The following is an 18,572-nucleotide window of genomic DNA, read 5'->3' on the forward strand; positions in this document are numbered from 1 at the left end:
ACCTCATCCTCGTGATCGCCAGCGGCGAGTATTGCGCGCAAGACTGACAAATCGGCATTCACCGCGGGCACGTATCAAGGAGCGTGCGCCGCACGGGCGTGCTCCGCGTATCGATCACGACGCGGGACACGACCTAGCGTGGCGGATTCGCCGTCCACGGCCAGAGCTTGTCGGGGTTGCGTACCGCCCAGATGCGCGTGATGCGATCGCCGGGAACGTCGAACGCCGCGACCGTCACGGTGACGCCGTCGTGCTGAGCCACCAGACCGGGCTGGCCGTTGACCGTACGCTCCAGGATCGTCAGGGTGGCCCTGTCGGCGATAGCGATCATGTAACGGGCGATCTGCTCGCCGCCCTCGATGGGACGGAACGCGGCGCTGACCAGCCCCCCGCCGTCGGCGATCAACGTGGCCTCGGGGGCGAGGAGGCCGATGAGGGTGCCGATGTCCTTGGTCTCCCATGCCTGCTTGAAGTCTCTGACGAGACCGGCCTGCCGGGCCGCCGGGGCCGAGGGAACCTGTGAGGCGCGGATGCGGCGGCGGGCCGAGGAGGCCAGCTGGCGGCAGGCCGCCGGGGTGCGGCCGACGATCTCGGCGACTTCGGCGAAGGAGTAACGGAAGACGTCGTGCAGCACGAACGCGACCCGCTCGGCCGGGGTCATCGATTCGAGCACGATGAGGAAGGCCATGGTGACCGACTCGTCGAGCGTGACCCGGTCGGCGGGGTCGAGAATGGCGCCGCCCGGCCTTCCGGTGATCCACTCGGTGGGTTCGGGCAGCGGCTCGGGGATCCACTCGCCCACATAGCTTTCGCGCCGGGCCCGCGCCGAGCCGAGCAGGTCCAGGCAGATCCGGCCGGCCACCTTCGTCAGCCAGGCCCCGGGGTGGTGGATGGCCTCCTGCTGCTGCCGGGACATGGCGTACCAGCGGGCGTAGGTCTCCTGGACGACGTCCTCGGCGTCGGCCAGAGAGCCGAGGAGCCGGTAGCCGAGATTGATCAGCTGACGCCGCTCGCTCATGATCACGCTCAGACTCGGATCGACCCGGGCGTCTCCCGGCTCGGTGGGGGTGGTCCCCGGTTCGGTTGGGGTGGTCATGGTGTCGCCGGCTCCCTGGGTCGCAACTGCCCTCACCAGATCGACGAGGCAGTGCGCCGAACTGTGAGGCTGGTTCGTCGCCTCACATTTCCGGCGGGTGTGTCGTCGGACTACTGAGAGACCGGGGCGCACGCCCCGGACACCGCTGAGATCGCGAAGGGAAGACCTCGCCATGCCAATGCGCACGACGACGAAGCAAGGCACCCTCATGTTCGTACGTGCCGCGGTCAGCCTGCAAACCGTGGCCGTCTTCGTGCAGGCGGTCACCGCGGGGCTGGTGCTGTCCTCACCCGGCCGTGGGGCACTGCACAGTGCCGGGGCGTACACGGTGTTCGTTGTGGCGCTGGTGCACCTGGTCGTCGCCGCCCTGGCATGGCGGCCGGGCGGCGGCTCGCCCCGGCCCGTCCTGTACGCGGCCGGGTTCCTGGGGCTCACGCTGGCGCAGGTGGCGCTCGGCATCGCGCACGTGAAGGCCCTGCACGTGCCCTTGGGCGTCCTGATGTTCGGCTTGAGCGTCGTCCAGCTCGTCTGGATGCGGCCCGGTTTCCGCGCTCGCCTCGCCACCACCTCTTGACGGCCGACGCGTCGCCGCACGCCCTCGCCGAGATCGGGAGGGGAACCCGGCATGCCCACGGCGACCCCTCTCCTCGCGTTGCTTCTCCTCTGTCTTCCGCTGTCTTCCGCGCCTTCGACAGATGGATCGTTCCATTATCGATGTGTCAGGAATTGGCCGGCCCGCGCGAATGGCCGTAGGCCTCGCGGATTGGCCGCGAAGGGCCCGCACGTTCGCTTGTAAGTCTCGAAATCCCTGGTCATGCGACATGCCGGAAGTACGCGTAGGTGTTCCCCGGTGAAGATCCCGTGGCCGCTTCTTGGCCGCTGATACGCTTTACGCCTTTCGGTAAACCTGATCATTACGGGGCGAAAGTGACGACGGGGCCCGGTTATCACCAGCAGTATCCGCCTCAGCCGCCGCAGTGGCAGTCTCCACCTTCACCTCCACCGCAGTGGCAGTACGGTTCTCCACCACAGCAGTGGCAGCCTCCGCCACCCCCGCCCGTACCCCCACGCAGGACCGGGCTGTGGGTGACGCTCGGCATCCTGTCCCTTGTCCTCGTCGTCGCGGTGGGCGCAGGGGTGGGCCTGGTCCTGCGGGGCGGCGGCACCGGCGGCGACACCACGGGGGACGCCGCCGCCACCGACCCGAACACGGTCGTCGTGAAGGACGACGAGATCGCCAAGCTGGTCCAGGCGCACACCGCGGCGCTGACCTCCGGCGATGCGAAGGCGTTCACCTCGATCTTCGACAAGAAGAACGCCGCTCTGACGCGGGATCAGGCGCGGGTCTTCGCCAACCTGCGCAAAATGCCGCTGGCCGAGCAGTCCTACCAGGTGTTGCGCCGACAGGGCCGGGCTGAGGACAGTTTCGGGCGGGGCGTGAAGTTCACCCAGGATGTGGCGTTCGTCCACCGGTTCGCCGGGATCGACCTGCGTCCGGTGTCCGAGTGGTACCGCTGGACCATCGAGAAGGCGTCGCCGAAGGCGCCCCTCGTAGTGACGAAGGTGGAGGGCGCGCCGCCGCCGACGGGTGGCGAGGTGACGAAGACCATGTACTACCCCGGCCCGTGGGACGTCTGGCCGGACGTCACGGTCACGAAGGCGGGCGACAACCTCATCCTCGCCAGGCCGCAGAACGCCGCCCTGGCCCGGCGCATGGCGCCGACCGTATCCGCCGCCGCCGCGAGCGACCTCGCCTTCTGGCGGAAGAACGGCGACCCGGGTGCGGAGGTGCCGTCCGGATTCGTGGTCGCGCTGGTCAAGGGGCAGACGCAGCTCGGCAGGCTGTTCCGTACGGCCAAGGCGAACGAGGCCGGCGTTTCGATCGCGATGCCGAGCTGGCGCACCGGGGACGACACGGTGAAGATCGGCGGCACCCGCGTCGTCATGGACACGACGTCCGAGTTCTTCAGGAACGAGCAGGGGATCATGGAGATCTCCGAGCACGAGCTCGCGCACTCGCTCGTCGCCGGGCTGGACAGCGCGCAGTTCGCTCTGTTCGGCAGGGCGAACTGGATCACCGAGGGCTTCGCCGAGTACGTCGCCGGCCGCAACCAGCCGATCAACGGAAACCGGCGTATCAGTGAGGGCCGCGCCTACGTGGCAGGACAGCTCGCCATGCCGTTCGACGGGAAGCTGCCGACCAACGCCCTCTGGGACTTCAAGCAGATGACCAGCGTCAACTACCTCATGGGGCATCTGGCCATGCGGTTCGCCGCCCAGAAGTACGGCGAGCGGAAGCTGGTCGCGGGCGTGGTCGCGGCCTACCGGGCGCCGGGCGACGACAGCGAAGCCGCCCTGTTCCAGGCGCTCGGCGTGACGAAGGCGGACTTCGAGCGGCAGTGGGCGGGCTTCGTTCGCGCCCAGCTCGCGTGATCGGGGGAGAGACATGACGGATCAGCACAACAGCGACCCGTACGGCGGGCCCACTCCGCCCACTCCGCCCTCGCCGTACCCCACCGGCCCGGTCCGATCGCCCTATGGCGGACAGGAACAGCCGCACCTCGGGCAGGGACAACCGGGTGACGCCGGAGGCTGGGGCCACCAGCCCGCACCCAATCAGCCCGCACCGGGTCAGCCCATCCCAGGTCAGGCCGTACCCGGCTACTCGGCCTATGGCCAGGCCGCGCCCGGCCAGCCGGCATACGGGCAGTCGGCGTACGGGCAGGCCGCGCCCGGCCAGCCGGTGTACGGGCATCCGGGGAGTCAGGGGCAACGGGGCGAACCCGCGCAGTGGAGCCAGGCCGGGCCGGTGCCGCAGGCCCCGGCTCCTCCGGTCGCGGCTCCTCCGGCTTATGGTCCGCCCGGGCAGACCCCGGCTCCTCCGGTCGCGGCTCCTCCGGCTTACGGTCCGCCCGGGCAGGCCGCGCCCTGGGGTCCGGGCGCCCCTGGCGTGCCGGCATATGGGCAAGCAGGTCAGGGCCAGCCGGGGCAGGGCTACGCGGGTCAACAGGGGTATCCGGGTCAGGGCCGGCAAGGCCAGGGCCAGCCGGGGCAGGGATACCCGGGCCCGCCGTACTCGCAGCCCTATGGGCAGCCGCAGCCGGTTCAGGCGGCTCCGGCACTCGCGCCACCTGGGCAGGTTCAGGCCGCTCCGGCACCCGCCTTGCCAGGCCAGGGTCAAGCGCCCTGGTATCCGAATCAACAGGGGTATGCCGGTCCGCACGGACATCCGGGTCAACAGGGGTACCCCGGTCCGCCGGGGAGCTACCCCGGCCAGGGCCATGCCGCTCCGGGCCAGCCCGTGCAGGGGCTTCCACCACAGCCCCAGGCGTCCGGCGGCAAGGGCAGGACTGCGCTGTTCGTCGCGCTCGGGCTGGTCGTGCTGCTGGCGGTGGGGGCGGGTACCGCCTGGTTCGTCGCGGGCGGGAGTTCCGGCGCCGGATCCGGCGGAGGCTCGAAGGAGTGGTCCGTGCCGCTCGCCAACGCCGACAGCATGGACTTCAGCCAGGGACTCGCGTTCGCGGGCTGGCTGACCGACAAGACGGTGATCCGGGTGCAGCGTGACGGGGTGCTCGCCTACGACCTGACCTCGGGCAAACGTGCCTGGGGCGCCCCCTCGCCCGGCGACCAGCTCTGCGGCGCCACCGCCGCCCTGGCGGCGAACGGCAAGGGCGCCGTGGCGTACGGCAGTGACCAGCTGTGCGACCACCTGGCCGGCGTCGACGCGGCGACAGGAAAGATCACCTGGAAGATCAAGATTCCGGCGGAGAAGTCCCGGCTGGCCAACTCGCTCACGGTGCCCCGGATCATGGATGCGGGCGACGTCGCCGTGGTGTACGCGAACGACGTCCTGTCCGGCTACCGCCTGTCGGACGGCGCGAAGCAGTGGACGGCCCGGTTTCCCCAGGGCTGCCACATCAAGGACGTGAACACGGCGGCCACCCGGGTGGCCCTGCTCCTCGACTGCAGCTTCGAGGGCTCGGGCAACTTCGTGCAGGTGCTCGACCCGAAGAGCGGCAAGGTCGCATGGCACTACAAGATGGGTGATCTCAGCCTGATGAGCCTGATGCTGTCGGCCGACCCGCTGGTCGTCCGCCAGGAGGACGGCGACAAGAGCACCTTCCTCGTTCTCGACGACCGAGGCGGAAAGCGCAGCGAGTTCACGACCGGCAAGGTGGACATGCTCGCCATGAACACGGTGGCGTTCGTGGACGGGATGTTCGAGCAGCGCCGCTACGCCGTGCACGGTGACCGTCTCTACCTCACGACGTTCCCGGAGAACGTGCCGGGCAAGGCGCGATCGAGTGACAAGGTGCTCGCCTTCGACCTCAGGACCGGCAAGCAGGTCTGGGAGTCGTCCGGCACCCAGCCCACGAAGCTGAATCTCGTCCGCGCCGACGACCACGGCCTGCTCGCGCTGGAGGTCGGCGACTGGCGCGACCTGCCTCCCCGGCTCATCCGCCTGGACGCGGCCACCGGCAAGGCGGCGGAGGTGGCGCAGCTGCCGCAGAAGTACGGCACCGAGGGGGACGACGCGAGAATCTTCGAGCGGGACGGCGCCGTCGTCATCGTGCCGTGGACCTCGGTCGCTGTGAAGCACGCGGTCGTCTACGTCCAGACCAAGGAGAGCTGACGGGCCAGGCGATCAAGCGGCCGGGACATCCGAAAGGCAGCGGCGGGAGTCGATGCCGCGTCCCCGCGGACAGGCGCGGACGGCGCGGGAGCTGACGACGCGGGAGCTGAAACCCTTGAAGACACACCCCGGTGGTCTGGTCGGGCAGTATGCCCCTGTGGATCACGTCCTGTGCGGCCTCGCCGCCAATCCTGCCCTGCCGGCCGATCTGGTGGACCGCTTGATCACGGTTGCGGACGATGACATCGCTGCGGACCTGGCCCGGCGCGCGGACCTGACCCGCGGGCAGGCGGCGGCGCTGGTCTCGCGGGTCCAAGACGTCGCCGCGCTGCTTGCGGAGCGGGGGCTGCTGACGGCCGCCGACATCGATCCGGTGGCGCAGCCGCTCGCCGTCTTCGCGCTGCTGACCGAGGGGGTCGGCCGCCCGGAGTGGGCGCGCCTGTTCGCGGCGGATCCGGACGCCGACCGCCGGGAGCGACTGGCGGCCTGTCCCGGCCTCCCGCCCGATGTGGCGGAGACCCTCGCCGGCGACACCGAGATCAGGGTCGTCGTGGAGCTCGCCCTGTGGACGACCGCGGACATGGCGGCGCGGCTCGCGGAGCACCCGCATGCCGAGGTCCGCCGCGCGGTGGCCGCCAACGAGGCGACCCCGCCGGCGGTGCTGGCCGCGCTGCTCACCGGCGAGGGGATGCCCCCGGCGCGGCGGTGCCTGGTCTGCGACCGGAAGGAGACGCCGTTCGTCCACGTTCCGTACTGCTCGGAGCCCGATTGCGAGCTGCACCCTGGTGCCTCGTGTGACGGCTCCCACGAGTCGACCGTGCACGACACGCAGGAGCAGGCGCTGAGAAACCCGGCCACGCCCGCCGCGGCCGTGATCGGCTTCGCCGGCGACTCTTCGCCGCTGCTGCGATGGGCGCTGGCCGAGCGCACCGGCCTGTCCCCGGAGGCGTACGAACGCCTCGCCGGCAGCCCGGAGCCCTGCATCCGCGCCACCCTCGCGGAGAATCCCACGATCGGTGACCGGCTGATCCGCAGGCTGGCCGCCGACCCCGGTCATGAGGTGCAGCGCGGCCTCGCTCACAACCCGCGCGTGCCGCTGGACGTGCTCACCACCCTGGCCGAAACCGTCAAGGTCGGTCCCACCCTGCTGCCGCGGATCGCCACCGCCTCACTCGCCGAGATCGAAGAACTCGCCGCCTCGCGGAATCCGGCCGCGCGCATGCTGGTGGCCGAACGGCGCGACCTGCCGCCGGAGATCCGTGACGCGCTTGCCGCCGATGCCGACGCCAGGGTGCTCAAGTCCATCGCACCACATCCGGGCCTGTCCGAAGCCCGGCTGCGGGCCATGGTCGACCGGCACGCCGTACGGGTCCTCGCCAGGGTGGCGAGGAATCCGGACGCGTCCCCGGCGCTGCTGGAGGACCTGGTGCGGCACCGGCCGCCGGTGCGGAAGGCGTTCCGCGAGGTCGCACGCCACCCCCACGCGACGGCGCGGGCGCTGTCGGCGTGCTTGCACGATCGGGAGGCCAGGCCCGTCGCCGCGGGCCACCCGGCCCTGCCGCCCGAGGTCGTCGTCGAATTGCTCGCGGACGACAACTGGCAGGTGGTGGAGGCGGCCGCCGCCAACCCGTCACTGCCGCTCACGGTGATGTCCGCGCTGGTGTCCCAACGCGTCCAGGAGAGCGGGTGAGCGGGTTCAGCGTGTCACCCGGACCCGGCCCCCCGAACGGCGCACGGCCCCCGAACGGCGCACGGCTCCCGAACAGCGCCTGGCCCCCGAACAGCGGGGGCGACCGGACACGGGTCCCGTCCGGTGATCGGACGGGACCCCGCCGGCGTCGTTCAGGTCACGGGCTGGTGCAGGTGGCCGCCGGGGCGGCGGCCGAGCCGTTGCCGAGGAATCCGAAGGTCGTGGTCGTGCCGGCCGCGAGTGAGCCGTTCCACGATTCGTTGCGCACCGTCACGTTCGAGCCGGAACCCGAACGCACGCCTCCCCACAGCTGGGTGATGGTCTGCCCCCCGGGCCAGGTCCAGTTCACGGTCCAGCCGTTGATCGCCGCGCTGCCCGCACGCACCGTGACCTCACCCTGGAAGCCGCCGGTCCATGAGTTCACCACCCGGAACGTCGCCGAGCACGCGCCGGTCGCCCCGCCGGACGGGGACGGGGACGGGGACGGGGACGGACTCGGACTGGGGCTGACCCGCGGGCTCGGGCTGACGCTGGGCGAAGGGCTGGGCGAAGGGCTGGGCGAAGCGCTGGGGGAGGGGCTCGGCGACGTGACCGGGCCGCCCCATCCCGCCGTCGAGTCCAGCCACGCCGCGCGGCGCAGCATCCAGTCCCGCAGGTAGTCCACCTGGCCCTGCCAGGTGGACGCGGTCGGCGTGTTGAAGAAGCCGATCGTCCGCGTCGTGAGGTTCGGCCAGCGCTGGAAGTTGCGCTGCGCCGCGTTGGTCAGCGGCCCGGCCAGAGCGTCGATCCTGCTCCGCAGGGCGGTGTCGGACAACGCGCCGCGACGCAGTGCCTGCCAGCGCGCCTTGACCTGGTCGACGAAGGCCGGGTCGCGCATGAGCTGGGTGAACCAGTCGTTGGCGACCGGCTGCCGGGTCTGCTGATACTGCCAGCCCGCGGTCTGGTCGTTCTGGAAGAATCCGCCCACGCCGAACGTGAGGTCGTAGTCCCACAGCGGACCGGCGAAGATCTTGGTGTCCCTGTCCTTGTAGAAGTAGGCGCTGCGGTAGTTGGCGTCCATGTTCCGGCTGAGCTCGTAGACGATGAGCTGGTCGATGAAGGAGTTCACGTCGATGTACGCCCGATAGCCGGTGTTCGGGTCGGCGAAGTTCTGTGAGTGCAGCACGTTGTGGAATTCCTGGATGTAACCCCGCAACCAGTCCTTCTGCTGGGTCTGCAGCGGTGAGGGGTCGACCACTTCGAGGTAGGTCCAGCAGGTGCTCGCCGACCCGCTGCACGGCAGCGTCGGTTCCTCGGCGGCCATCCACTCGAACTTGAAGATGTACCCGCCTGTGATCTTCGGCAGGGTCGTGTCGTCCTCGTGCAGCTTCTTGAGGTCGAGGCGGTTCTTCGAGTTCTTGATCGTCTCTGCGAGCAGGTAGACGCCCATGTAGTCGTCGGCCCTCACCGGGCCGGTGTCGGTGTTGAGGTACAGCTCCACGAACCGATACCGGGGAGCCTGCAGCCCCATCTCCTTGCCGAGGTCGTAGACGAGGGCCTCGCGGATCAGCGACTTGTCGGGGAACGGCCCGCGCAGCACCCAGTCGGAGTCGGCGGGCATTCCCAGCACCGGGTAGTCGGCGTCGTCGTTGTCGTTGTCCCAGAACTCGAGGCGGTACGGCGCCTTGTCGAACGAGGCCGACGACTGTCCGCGCAGGTGGACGCCGGCACGGGTGGCGACAGCCGGAGCCGCGGCCAGCGAGGTCGTCGCACCGCCGCCCGGCTCGAAGATCATGGTGGCGGAGTCGAGGTACTCCCGGCCGGGCTTGCCCTTGCCGTACGAGTCGATCACGACCACCGGCAGGTCGTGGGCCGTGGAGGTGTCGCGGGCGACGTACACGGCCGTTCCGCGCTTCCCGGACGCGGCGCCGCCGACGAACGCCTGTGCCCGCAGCTGGGTGGTGCGGGTGAGCTGCAGCGGCTGGCCCGCGTAGAGCGACGACTGCGCGGTGGGCGGTGATCCGTCGGTGGTGTAACGGATCTGCGCGCCGCTGATCGCGGTGCTCAGCGACACCGACACCTGTCCCTGGAAGGTGCCGCTCGGCACGGAGAAGACGATGTCGCCGGTCAGGTCGTCCGCGGCGGCGGCCGTGGTGCCGGCAGTGGTCGTGGAGCTGGCAGTGGTCGTGGTGCTCGCGGCGCGGCCCGACGGGGGCGTCGACGCCGATTCGGCGCCCGCCGATGAGGGGTACGCGTTGAGCAGTCCCGCGAGGAGCACGGCGGCGACCGCGGCCCCCGTGATGCGGCGGGTCGCGGCGGCGCCGGTGCTGCGGAGGGTCAGACGCACGATGCCTCCTGTTCGGGGCGGTGGGAGACGGCCGGTGCGGGGCCGGCAGGCGACTGGGTGCTGCGGAAATGGCGGCGCAGTGTCCGCCGCCATGGCGCGTCGGGCAGGTCGGGACGGAGAGCGGCCAGACCGGTTGCGTACTTCGAGATGCGGCCGGGCCTCACCCCGGCCCGCCACAGGATGCGGTCGACCGGCGTCGGGGCCGAGGCGGATTTGGTCTCGACCACGGCCAGTCCCGGCAGCCACAGCGTGGAGTCGCCGTGCCGCCAGGCGAGTGCGGTGTCGACGGTGACCCGGCTCGCGGTGTCCGGCAGCAGCAGGGTGGCGCGGTCGTATTCGGTCACCAGGATCGGGTCGAGGGAGCTGCCGGCGGCGGGGCCGATCGACTCGCGGGTGAGCGCCTCGTCGACGAAGCCGCGCCCCGGGTCCACGGTGCCGCAGTTTCGCGGGTCGTAGGGCAGCCGGTGTTTGGTGATGCTTCCCCGCGCGCCGTTGATCTTGACCTCCAGCCAGCATTGGGCGGAGTCGAGGTAGGTGCGGGTGCGCACCTTGAAACGCCGGCGCCTGCGGTAGGCCGCGCAGTGGAAGCTGACCAGCTGCGGGGTGTCGAAATACACCGACCTGTAGCGGAAAGTGCGCTCACCGTCGATGTCCAGCACCCGCGCGTACGGCATGAGCCGACCAAGCAGCTGGGGCAGCGCCTCCACCGGGACGAGATACTTGCGGTCCACTCTGGTCTGCAAGGCGGCCCGGTCGACGAGCTCGGCGAGCCCGACCGGAGCCAGCCGCGCCAGGGTGGGGCCGAGGGGCGTCGTGGTCATCGGTGCGCTCCGGCGTGGGCGGGCGTGCCGGGTTCGGTGGTGAGGGCACGGTCGGTCAGCGCGTACCGGACGTCGACCAGCGTGGTCTCGTTGACCAGGTCGAGCCGCTGGACGGTGACGGCGTGCACCCGGGCGTCGAGGAGTTGTTCCAGGTGCGCGACGAGCGCGACATGGTCGGTGAAGGCGGATTCGAGCACCAGGATCTGGTGCCGGTACCGCCGGAACAGCCGCCGGTGGTCGCCGAGGAACATCACCGCGACGATGAGTGCCATCAGACCGGCGTTGAGCCACACCGAGCTGGTGCTCAGCGCGCCGAGGATGCCCAGGGCGAGCGCGGAGAAGTAGTACGCGACCTCGTGCTGGTCGAGCTCCGTCGAGCGCAGACGGATGATGGACAGCACGCCGAACAACGCCATTCCCAGCCCGAGCCCGGCGCCGACGTTGCTGGTGCTCAGCGCGCTCGCCACCGCGAGGACGCCGATGTTGACCCCGAGATAGGAGACGACCAGATCGCGCCGGCGGTGTCGGGGGAAGTAGAGCCCGAAGACGAGCAACACCACTGCGCAGATGTCGATCGCGAACAGAACGATCTGTGACATCACCGTCGTTCCTCCTGAGTCGCTGCGGGGGCAGGACGCCGCCTGGTCCTTCATGTGGATTTCCGGGAAAGGCGTCCGAAACTTTCGAAATCGGAAAGAAAGTTTCGGAAGTCCATGCCGAACGATAGGTGCACGACAGGTGACCCGTCAATGAACATCTGTTGTCCAGATATGTTCTGGGCGGGAGTCTCCCTGCGTCAGGGGATCGGTTTTCCCTGCTGCGGGGAATTCTCAGGTCCCGGGGGCCGTCGCCCGGCGACGTGGAGGAGCGACGGGTGACATGGTGCGCTTATGGCGGGCCAATGTGAAACTTTCAGTTCCGGCCGTTCGACAGAGTGAGACGTGACCTCAGGAGCGAGGTGTTGCCGGGAGCGGTCAAGGCCGGGACGACCGCCGGTGTCGGCGGAACGCCTATGGTGTGGAGCCGTCGCGGCGGTGCTGACGGCGAAGAACCACCTGCCCGTGCGTGCCTTCCTCTCCTGCGTCCGATGAGAACGAAGCCGGGAGAACAAGAGAAGCGCCGCCCGGACGGAGGCTTTCCGCCGGTCGTACGGGCGTGCGGTGTCAACATCATTGTTGATCTAATTGGGCTGATATCCGTGCGATGCGGCGCCTCGGCGGAGGCTTCCTCGGTGTTCCGGAAGATGAGGCCGCCCACGCCCCGTTCGTACGCGCTGGAGAACGGGGTTCGCATCGCACTTCCGGTGCCGGAGAAGCGGACGTGCACTCGCCGCGCGTGAGCGGACCGAGGGCGCGGGGGAGCGATGACATCGGGAATTCGCCTGTCGCGGTTTCCGGCCCGTGGCTTGCCATGACGTGCGAAACTCGGTGCCGGTTTTTGCGCGATTCACCCGGATGTGCCATCGTCCCGAACGCATCAGTCGAAGACGCGCTTCTCCTTGCCCTCGCTGAGCGGGGCGTAATGCTCGGTGAACAGCTTCGCGACGAGCTCACCGTGGCTGGTGACGCGGACCTTCCCGAAGACGGACTTCACGCGGTCGCGGACCGTGTGCGGCGAGATGAACAGCTTCTCGCAGATTTCGGCGGTTCCCATGCCCCGCGCTATGAGCTGGGTGATTTCGAGTTCGCGATCGGTGAGCTGGTAGGCCCGCACCATCAACGGCGCGACCTCCGAGATCGGTGCGCGCTCGATCACCACCACCGAGGCCCCCGGCTCGCCGTCCGTGCCGCGCAGGCATGAGGCGTGGCACACCAGCCACCGGCCGGCCCTGTCGCGGACCCGCACCCGAGCCGAACCCCCGGCCCGGCCAGCCGCGATCGCCCGGGCCTTGCTCACCGTGCTGTGGATCCAGGCGGGCACCGCCACCCCCAGCGGCGTGCGGCCGGCCGGCTCCGCCCCCAGGGCGGCGATCTCGGTCAGATAACTCCGCGCCTCGTCGTTCAGGGACACCAGCTCCCCCGAGGGGGCGAAGTACAGCAGCCCGGGCCCCGCATCGTCGCCGGGCATCGGCCCGGAGCCGGGATCCACCCGGGGTTCGGCGAACGACCTCAGCCGGTGGGCGATGACCGCCGACAACCGATGCAGGACCATCGCGTCCCCGGCATGGAAGACGGGCTCTCCCTCGGCCCTGAACAGGCTGATCTGTCCCCACGGGTGCCCGTCCGCACGCGCCACCGCGCGCAGCTCGTCGTTCAGGCCGCGTGGCCGGAGAAACGCCCGATAGAGAGCACTGCGACCGGGAAGCCCACCGGTCGCCTCGTGCAGCCCGGCGGCGGGCACCCTGGCGCGCGCCAGGTCGCTGAACAGGTTGACGTTCTCGGTCAGCAGCTCGGACTCCCAGTACACCGAGCAACCGTCCTGACCGAGATTCTCCACCCGGACCGGCGAGGTCATCATGCCGGTCATCGGATCGATCGCCCGCCACACCGCGGCGTCGAAGGCGACGATCGGGCGCAGCAGCCGCGAAGCCCGGGAGAACAGCGTCGACGCGTCGGGCGCCTCGCCGAGCTCACGCCTCAGGGCCGTCAGCTTCCGTGCCACGGCCGTGGGCAGTCCGCCGTTCCCGCTCATGGCCGAGGTCTTTCTTCCCGTCGCCGTGGATGCGCGGTGTCCCGTCCATGAGACCGAACCGCCGGCCGCCCGCACAACCCCCCGTTTGAGGGATGCCTCCGAATCGTCGACACCCCGATCGCGGGATACCGCGGCGGCCCCGCCGCACCTGACGATGCCGATGTCCGGCAGAACCGTTCTCGCCGGGCGCGACCGCGCCGGCCCGATCCGGCACGGGAGACCGTCCGGCACGGTGCCGGACGAGCCGCGCCGTAAGCCCTCCGGCAGGCCGATCGCCGTCACCCGCACCCGTGCCAAGAGCCGGCGGCTGATCGAGGAGGGCGCGGCCGAGGTCGTCGTCTCAGACGAGGAGGACGTCGCGGGGCGAGTGCTGGAGCTGACCGGCGGCGCAGGCGCCGCGTACGTCTTCGACGCCGTCGCCGGGCCGGGCGTGACGGAACTGGCCAGGGCCGTCGCCCCCGGCGGGACGTTGTTGCTGTGGGGTGTGCAGAGCGGGCGGCCGACGCCCTATCCGGGGTTCGACCTGGGCATGCCCGCGCTGAACATGCGTACGTACACCGTGCTCGAGATCACCAGGGACCCGCAGCGGTTGCGCCGTGCCGTCGCCTACGTGGCCTCGGGTCTGCGTACGGGCGCCTTCCGCCCGGTGGTGGACCGCCTGTTCCCGCTGGAGGAGGTCGCGCGGGCCCACCGGCACATGGAGTCCGGCACCCAGATCGGCAAGATCGTGCTCACTGTGGACCACTGAACGCCGAGGCGGCGCAACCGGCCAGGCCGATTCCGGCTGTCACGATTGCGCGGCCGGTCGTTCGGACGGTTATAGGTCTACACTTCTTATAACTGCAGACCTATGACCGGGAGGGCTCCCATGGACAAGCCGGTCGAGGTGTTCGACCGTGATTATGAGTGGTCGGCCTTGGCGCGGTTCATCACCGACGAGCAACCCGGCGCGACTCTCGGCGTGGTCTCCGGGCGACGCCGCCAGGGCAAGACCTTCCTTCTGGACGCCGCATGTCGTGCCGCGGGCGGTTTTTACTTCGGGGCGACCGAGGCGGCCGACGCGGAATCTCTGCGTCGGTTGAGCGTGGCGTTGACGGCCCATGCCCGCCCTGTCACCCCCTACCACTTCGCCGACTGGTCCGAAGCCCTCGACGCACTGCTCGCTCTCGGCTCCGAGCGGCCCACCCCCGTCGTGATCGACGAGTTTCCCTACCTCGCACGGGCCAACCCGGAATTGCCTTCTCTCGTGCAGGAGGCGTTCCGGCCGATGCGGGATCAGCGCACCAACTCGCGTACGCGTCTGTTGCTGTGTGGTTCGGCCCTGTCCTTCATGGGGAAATTGTTGTCCGGCAACGCGCCGTTGCGCGGACGGGCGGGACTGGAACTGCTCGTCCGTCCACTCGATCACCGTCTGGCCGCCGAGTTCTGGGGGATCTCCGACCCGGCGCTCGCCCTCAAGGTCAACGCGGTCGTCGGCGGCACACCCGCCTATCGCCGCGAGTTCGCACGCGGTGACACCCCGGAGGGGCCCGACGACTTCGACGGCTGGGTGGTCCGCACTGTGCTCAATCCTGAGACGCCCCTGTTCCGTGAGGCCCGTTATCTGCTGGCGGAGGAACCGGACCTGCGGGACAGCGCCCTGTATCTGTCCGTCCTGTCGGCCGTCGCCGACGGCAACGCCACGCGCGGGGGCATGGCCGGCTACCTGGAGCGCAAGGCGACGGACATCGCACATCCCATCAACGTCCTCGAAGACGCCGGCCTGCTGCATCGCGATGCGGATGTCTTCCGGGACAATCGTGCCACCTATCGAGTCTCCGAGCCGTTGATCCGCTTCTATCACGCGATCATGCGGCCGGTCTGGGACCAGCTCGAGCGACCGGGCAGTGGCGCGCGGGTATGGCAGGCCAGCCGCCGCCGCTTCGTCAGCAACGTCCTAGGTCCGCACTTCGAGCAGATCTGCCGCGACTGGTCGCTCCATCACGCCGATCCGGACCTGTTCGGCGGCCTGCCCGCCCGGGTCGGTCACGGAGTCGTCCACGATCCCAAGGCGAGAACCGGTCACGAGGTGGACGTGGCCGTGATCGGCGTCGCCGACGGCGGCAAGCCGCCACTGCTGGCCATCGGCGAAGCCAAGTGGAACGACACGATGGGAGTCGCCCACATCGAACGTCTCCGGCACATCCGCGACTTGATCGCCAAGTCCGGCCGGTACGACACCACGGATACCCGCCTCGTCTGTTTCAGCGGCACCGGCTTCAACGACAAGGCGCTCGCGCAGGGCGCTGCCTCGCCTGGTGTGCACCTGATCGGCCTGCCGGCGCTGTACGGCCGGAGCTGACGCGGGCCGGTCCGGCGTGGCGCGGCCTGTCGCGAAAAAGCCGCCCTTGTCCCTGCACGGTCCATCCCAGCTGACGCATGCCCGGGACCCGGGCGGGCGCGGTGGCGCCGTCGATAGGGTCCCCTGGGTGGGACGCCGGCGAGAGGAGCCGTGAGCATGGTAGAGCGGGCCGACGGGGCAGGGGTGCAAGATGCAGGGCTGCACGAGGTGGTGCCGGGGATCTTCGCCTGGGTGCAGCCGGACGGCACCTGGTGGGTGAACAACGCCGGAGCCGTGGCAGGTGAGGGCGGCGTCCTGATCGTGGACACCTGCGCGACCGAGGCGCGCACCCGGCGGTTTCTCGACGCGGTGGCCGAGGCGACCGGCGGCGCCCCGGTCCGGATGGCGGTGAACACCCACCAGCACGGGGACCACTGCTACGGCAACAGCCTGCTCCCGGATGACACGGTCGTCTTCGGGCACGCGGCGATGAGAGAGTCGTTGCTGGCCGATCCGATCATCGACGGCTGCCCGCCGGCGTGGACGCCGGTGCCCGACTGGGGGCACGTGACGCGCCGCCCGCCGTCGGTGGTGTTCACCTCCGAGCTGACCGTCCATCTCGGGGCGCGCCGCGTCGAGTTGCGGCACCCCGGCCACGCCGCCCACACGTCCGGGGACGTGGTGGCGTGGCTTCCCGGCGAACGGGTGCTGTTCGCCGGAGACCTGCTGTTCAACGGGCTCACGCCGCTGGTGCTGATGGGATCGATAGAGGGCGCGTTGCGGTCGCTGGACTGGCTGGTGGCCTTCGAACCCGAGCACATCGTGCCGGGACACGGGGCGCTCGCCACCGCCTCCGAGCTGCCGGGGGTCCTGGCCGCGCACGAGCGGTACTACCGCTTCGTCCTCGACGTCGCCCGGGCGGGACGTGAGCATGGGCTCACCCCGCTGGCCGCCGCTCAGGCGGCGGAGCTGGGCGAGTTCGCCGGATGGGCGGACGCCGAGCGCCTGGTGCTCAATCTGCACCGCGCCTACGCCGAGGCCGAAGGCGGCGAGGTGGATCTCCTCGCCGCCTTGGCCGACGCCGTGACCTGGCACGGTGGGCCGCTGCCCACGTCGGTTTGAAGCGGGCGCACGGAAACTTAGGCTCGCAAAGTAGTTGCCTGTCTATCAACAGCGATGAGGGCATGTATGGAGATGCCTGATCCGGTTGACTTTCGCTTACAAGGTCCTGCACCATCCCCGATGGGGTAGTCACACGAGAACGGAGAAACTCGCTGCGTGACGTCTTCGGGGATGCAGGGCGTGCAACTGGGGTGGCTGCAGACTTTCATCGCCGTCTACCACACCGGCTCGTTCACCAAGGCATCGCGGCAGCTGGGGATCACGCAACCGGCCGTCACCCAGTACATCCGCGGGCTTGAGTCCCAACTCGGCACGCTGCTGTTCGACCGTACGCCCACGGGAGCGGTCCCGACCACTCAAGGTGAGGCGCTGGCCCACGACATCGAGGGCTCCATCAGCCAGCTCAACACCGCCGTGCGCCGCCACTTCGGGCAGTCCCCATCCGAACGGCCCCTGCGACTGGGCGGCCCGGCGGATCTGGTCGCGGCCCGGGTCATGAGCTCCATAGCGCCGCTCATCGCCTCGGGGGTCGACGTCCGAATCAGCCTCGGGGAGGCGTCCGACCTCCTGAGCGACCTGAAAAGCGGGCATCTGGATCTGGTGATCTCCACCGTGAAACCGGGCGGACGGGGGCTGCACTCGGTGCCTCTGACCGATGAGGAGTTCGCCCTGGTCGCCTCGCCCGGTGTCGCCGACGGCCTGCCGACCGGCCGGCTGTCGGACGACGGAGGCCGGGCGCTGGAGAGGATTCCTCTCATCTCCTATGCGCAGTCCATGCCGATTATCCGCCGGTACTGGCGCACGGTCTTCGAGGCCCCGGCGCCGCACTCTCCGTCGGTGGTGGTCCCCGATCTGCGTGCCGTGATCTCGGCTGTGGTCGCGGGGGCGGGGATGTCCGTCGTACCGACCTACCTGTGCGCCGAGGAGGTCGCCGCAAGGGCCCTGGTGCTCCTTCTCGAGCCCGAGATCCCGCCGATCAACACCTTCTACCTCGCCGTCCGCTCCGGCACTCTGACCGATCCCCGGCTGGCGTCACTGCACCGGTTCCTCGTCGAGCGGTCCAAGACCTGGTAGTCCCCGGGAATGGCTGGGCCCGTCATAAAAGCGGTGGGGCCCAAAAACTCTGATGCCCCTCCTTATGGCTGCTTATTCGAACGTCGCGAGTCGGGCATGTGAGGGTTTCAGCACGGCTCCGGCCCCGTGGCGCTCAGGGGCGCAGCACCGCTGCTTTTGGAAGAGGCGACACCCGTGTTCCCACTCCCACCCGAGGACGCCGGTCGCGCTGATCAGCCGCCGGTTCCCGCCGCCCCTTCGCCTATCACCGTGTGACGAGCATCGGTGGCCGCGTGGAGGTGGTCGCGCTCGCCCGGCAGCCCGCGTTCATCGACGCCTGGAATCCCGGCGGCGAACCGATGCCCGCGGTCGGCGCCGGCGCCGACCGGCTTCTGACCGTGGCCGGTGACACGGCCGACGCCGGGCACGTCCGTCAGGCGGTGGACCTCACCATGGAGACCTTCGGACGGCTGGACAACGTCGTCGTCAACGCCGGTTTCTCGTTGCCGGGCACGCTCGCCGACCACTCACCCGAGTACATGCGCTCGATGGTCCTCACCAACGTCCTCGGCCCGGCCCTGGTCGTGCAGGCCGTGCTGCCGCACCTGAGACGGACCGGGGGCAGGCTGGTCCTGGTCGGCTCGGTCGCGGGGGTCAAGAACACGCCGGGCAACCTGTATTCGGTCACCAAGTGGGCGCTGCACGCGCTGGCGGAGAACACCCGCCTGATGGTGACCGGAGACGGTGTCGGCGTCACCCTCGTGGCGCCCGGCATGGTGGACACCCCTTCTGGGACAACCGCGGCGGCCGCCCCGGCGCCCCGGTCATGACGGCGGAGCAGGTCGCCGACTGCATCCTGTTCGCGCTCGACCAACCGGAC

At 70.0% G+C, this 18,572-nt stretch carries 14 protein-coding genes; 9 read left to right on the plus strand and 5 right to left on the minus strand.

Going from position 1 to position 18,572, the window contains the following annotated elements:
* Positions 1-133: 133 nt before the first annotated feature.
* A complete protein-coding gene (gene sigJ / locus AB0O28_RS31955) occupies positions 134-1,096 on the minus strand; it encodes an RNA polymerase sigma factor SigJ (protein ID WP_363646284.1) in 963 nt (320 codons plus the stop codon).
* 172 nt (positions 1,097-1,268) lie between these two features.
* Between sigJ and AB0O28_RS31960 the strand changes: the two genes are divergently transcribed.
* The 4 genes from AB0O28_RS31960 to AB0O28_RS31975 all read left to right on the plus strand — a co-directional run bounded on the left by AB0O28_RS31960 (position 1,269) and on the right by AB0O28_RS31975 (position 7,419).
* Positions 1,269-1,670: a hypothetical protein gene (locus AB0O28_RS31960; protein WP_363646285.1), complete on the plus strand. Its 402-nt coding sequence runs from the start codon at positions 1,269-1,271 to the stop codon at positions 1,668-1,670.
* A 512-nt stretch (positions 1,671-2,182) separates the two neighbouring features.
* A complete protein-coding gene (locus AB0O28_RS31965; RefSeq protein ID WP_363646286.1) occupies positions 2,183-3,529 on the plus strand; it encodes a hypothetical protein in 1,347 nt (448 codons plus the stop codon).
* 868 nt (positions 3,530-4,397) lie between these two features.
* Positions 4,398-5,729 (plus strand): PQQ-binding-like beta-propeller repeat protein, encoded by a 1,332-nt coding sequence (locus AB0O28_RS31970; RefSeq protein WP_363646287.1) that lies wholly within the window; start codon positions 4,398-4,400, stop codon positions 5,727-5,729.
* A 157-nt stretch (positions 5,730-5,886) separates the two neighbouring features.
* Positions 5,887-7,419, plus strand: coding sequence for a hypothetical protein (locus tag AB0O28_RS31975; protein ID WP_363646288.1), 1,533 nt, complete (start codon positions 5,887-5,889; stop codon positions 7,417-7,419).
* A 157-nt stretch (positions 7,420-7,576) separates the two neighbouring features.
* On the opposite strand, the gene AB0O28_RS31980 is transcribed toward AB0O28_RS31975, so the two are convergent.
* The 4 genes from AB0O28_RS31980 to AB0O28_RS31995 all read right to left on the minus strand — a co-directional run bounded on the left by AB0O28_RS31980 (position 7,577) and on the right by AB0O28_RS31995 (position 13,197).
* Positions 7,577-9,745, minus strand: coding sequence for a CotH kinase family protein (locus tag AB0O28_RS31980; protein WP_363646289.1), 2,169 nt, complete (start codon positions 9,743-9,745; stop codon positions 7,577-7,579).
* Entirely contained in the window at positions 9,736-10,566 is an 831-nt protein-coding gene (locus AB0O28_RS31985; RefSeq protein WP_363646290.1) for a polyphosphate polymerase domain-containing protein, read from the minus strand. The genes AB0O28_RS31980 and AB0O28_RS31985 overlap by 10 nt, the downstream gene beginning before the upstream one ends.
* Positions 10,563-11,165: a DUF4956 domain-containing protein gene (locus AB0O28_RS31990; RefSeq protein WP_363646291.1), complete on the minus strand. Its 603-nt coding sequence runs from the start codon at positions 11,163-11,165 to the stop codon at positions 10,563-10,565. Before AB0O28_RS31990 ends, AB0O28_RS31985 begins: the two co-directional genes overlap by 4 nt.
* Before the next feature lie 877 nt (positions 11,166-12,042).
* Positions 12,043-13,197 (minus strand): helix-turn-helix transcriptional regulator, encoded by a 1,155-nt coding sequence (locus AB0O28_RS31995; RefSeq protein WP_363646292.1) that lies wholly within the window; start codon positions 13,195-13,197, stop codon positions 12,043-12,045.
* 160 nt (positions 13,198-13,357) lie between these two features.
* Between AB0O28_RS31995 and AB0O28_RS32000 the strand changes: the two genes are divergently transcribed.
* From AB0O28_RS32000 to AB0O28_RS32020, 5 genes are all read left to right on the plus strand, one after another.
* Positions 13,358-13,945, plus strand: coding sequence for a zinc-binding dehydrogenase (locus tag AB0O28_RS32000; protein WP_363646293.1), 588 nt, complete (start codon positions 13,358-13,360; stop codon positions 13,943-13,945).
* A 120-nt stretch (positions 13,946-14,065) separates the two neighbouring features.
* Positions 14,066-15,538 carry an ATP-binding protein gene (locus AB0O28_RS32005; RefSeq protein WP_363646294.1) on the plus strand — a complete coding sequence of 491 codons (1,473 nt, stop codon included), beginning with the start codon at positions 14,066-14,068 and terminating at the stop codon, positions 15,536-15,538.
* Between the two features lie 156 nt (positions 15,539-15,694).
* Positions 15,695-16,639, plus strand: a complete 945-nt coding sequence (locus AB0O28_RS32010; protein ID WP_363646303.1) for an MBL fold metallo-hydrolase — start codon at positions 15,695-15,697, stop codon at positions 16,637-16,639.
* A gap of 156 nt (positions 16,640-16,795) precedes the next feature.
* Positions 16,796-17,713: a LysR family transcriptional regulator gene (locus tag AB0O28_RS32015; protein ID WP_363646295.1), complete on the plus strand. Its 918-nt coding sequence runs from the start codon at positions 16,796-16,798 to the stop codon at positions 17,711-17,713.
* Between the two features lie 251 nt (positions 17,714-17,964).
* Complete coding sequence (locus AB0O28_RS32020) at positions 17,965-18,522, plus strand: SDR family oxidoreductase (RefSeq protein WP_363646296.1); 558 nt, start codon at positions 17,965-17,967, stop codon at positions 18,520-18,522.
* Positions 18,523-18,572: the final 50 nt, after the last annotated feature.

Source organism: Microbispora sp. NPDC088329, assembly GCF_040685655.1.
Lineage (GTDB): Bacteria > Actinomycetota > Actinomycetes > Streptosporangiales > Streptosporangiaceae > Microbispora.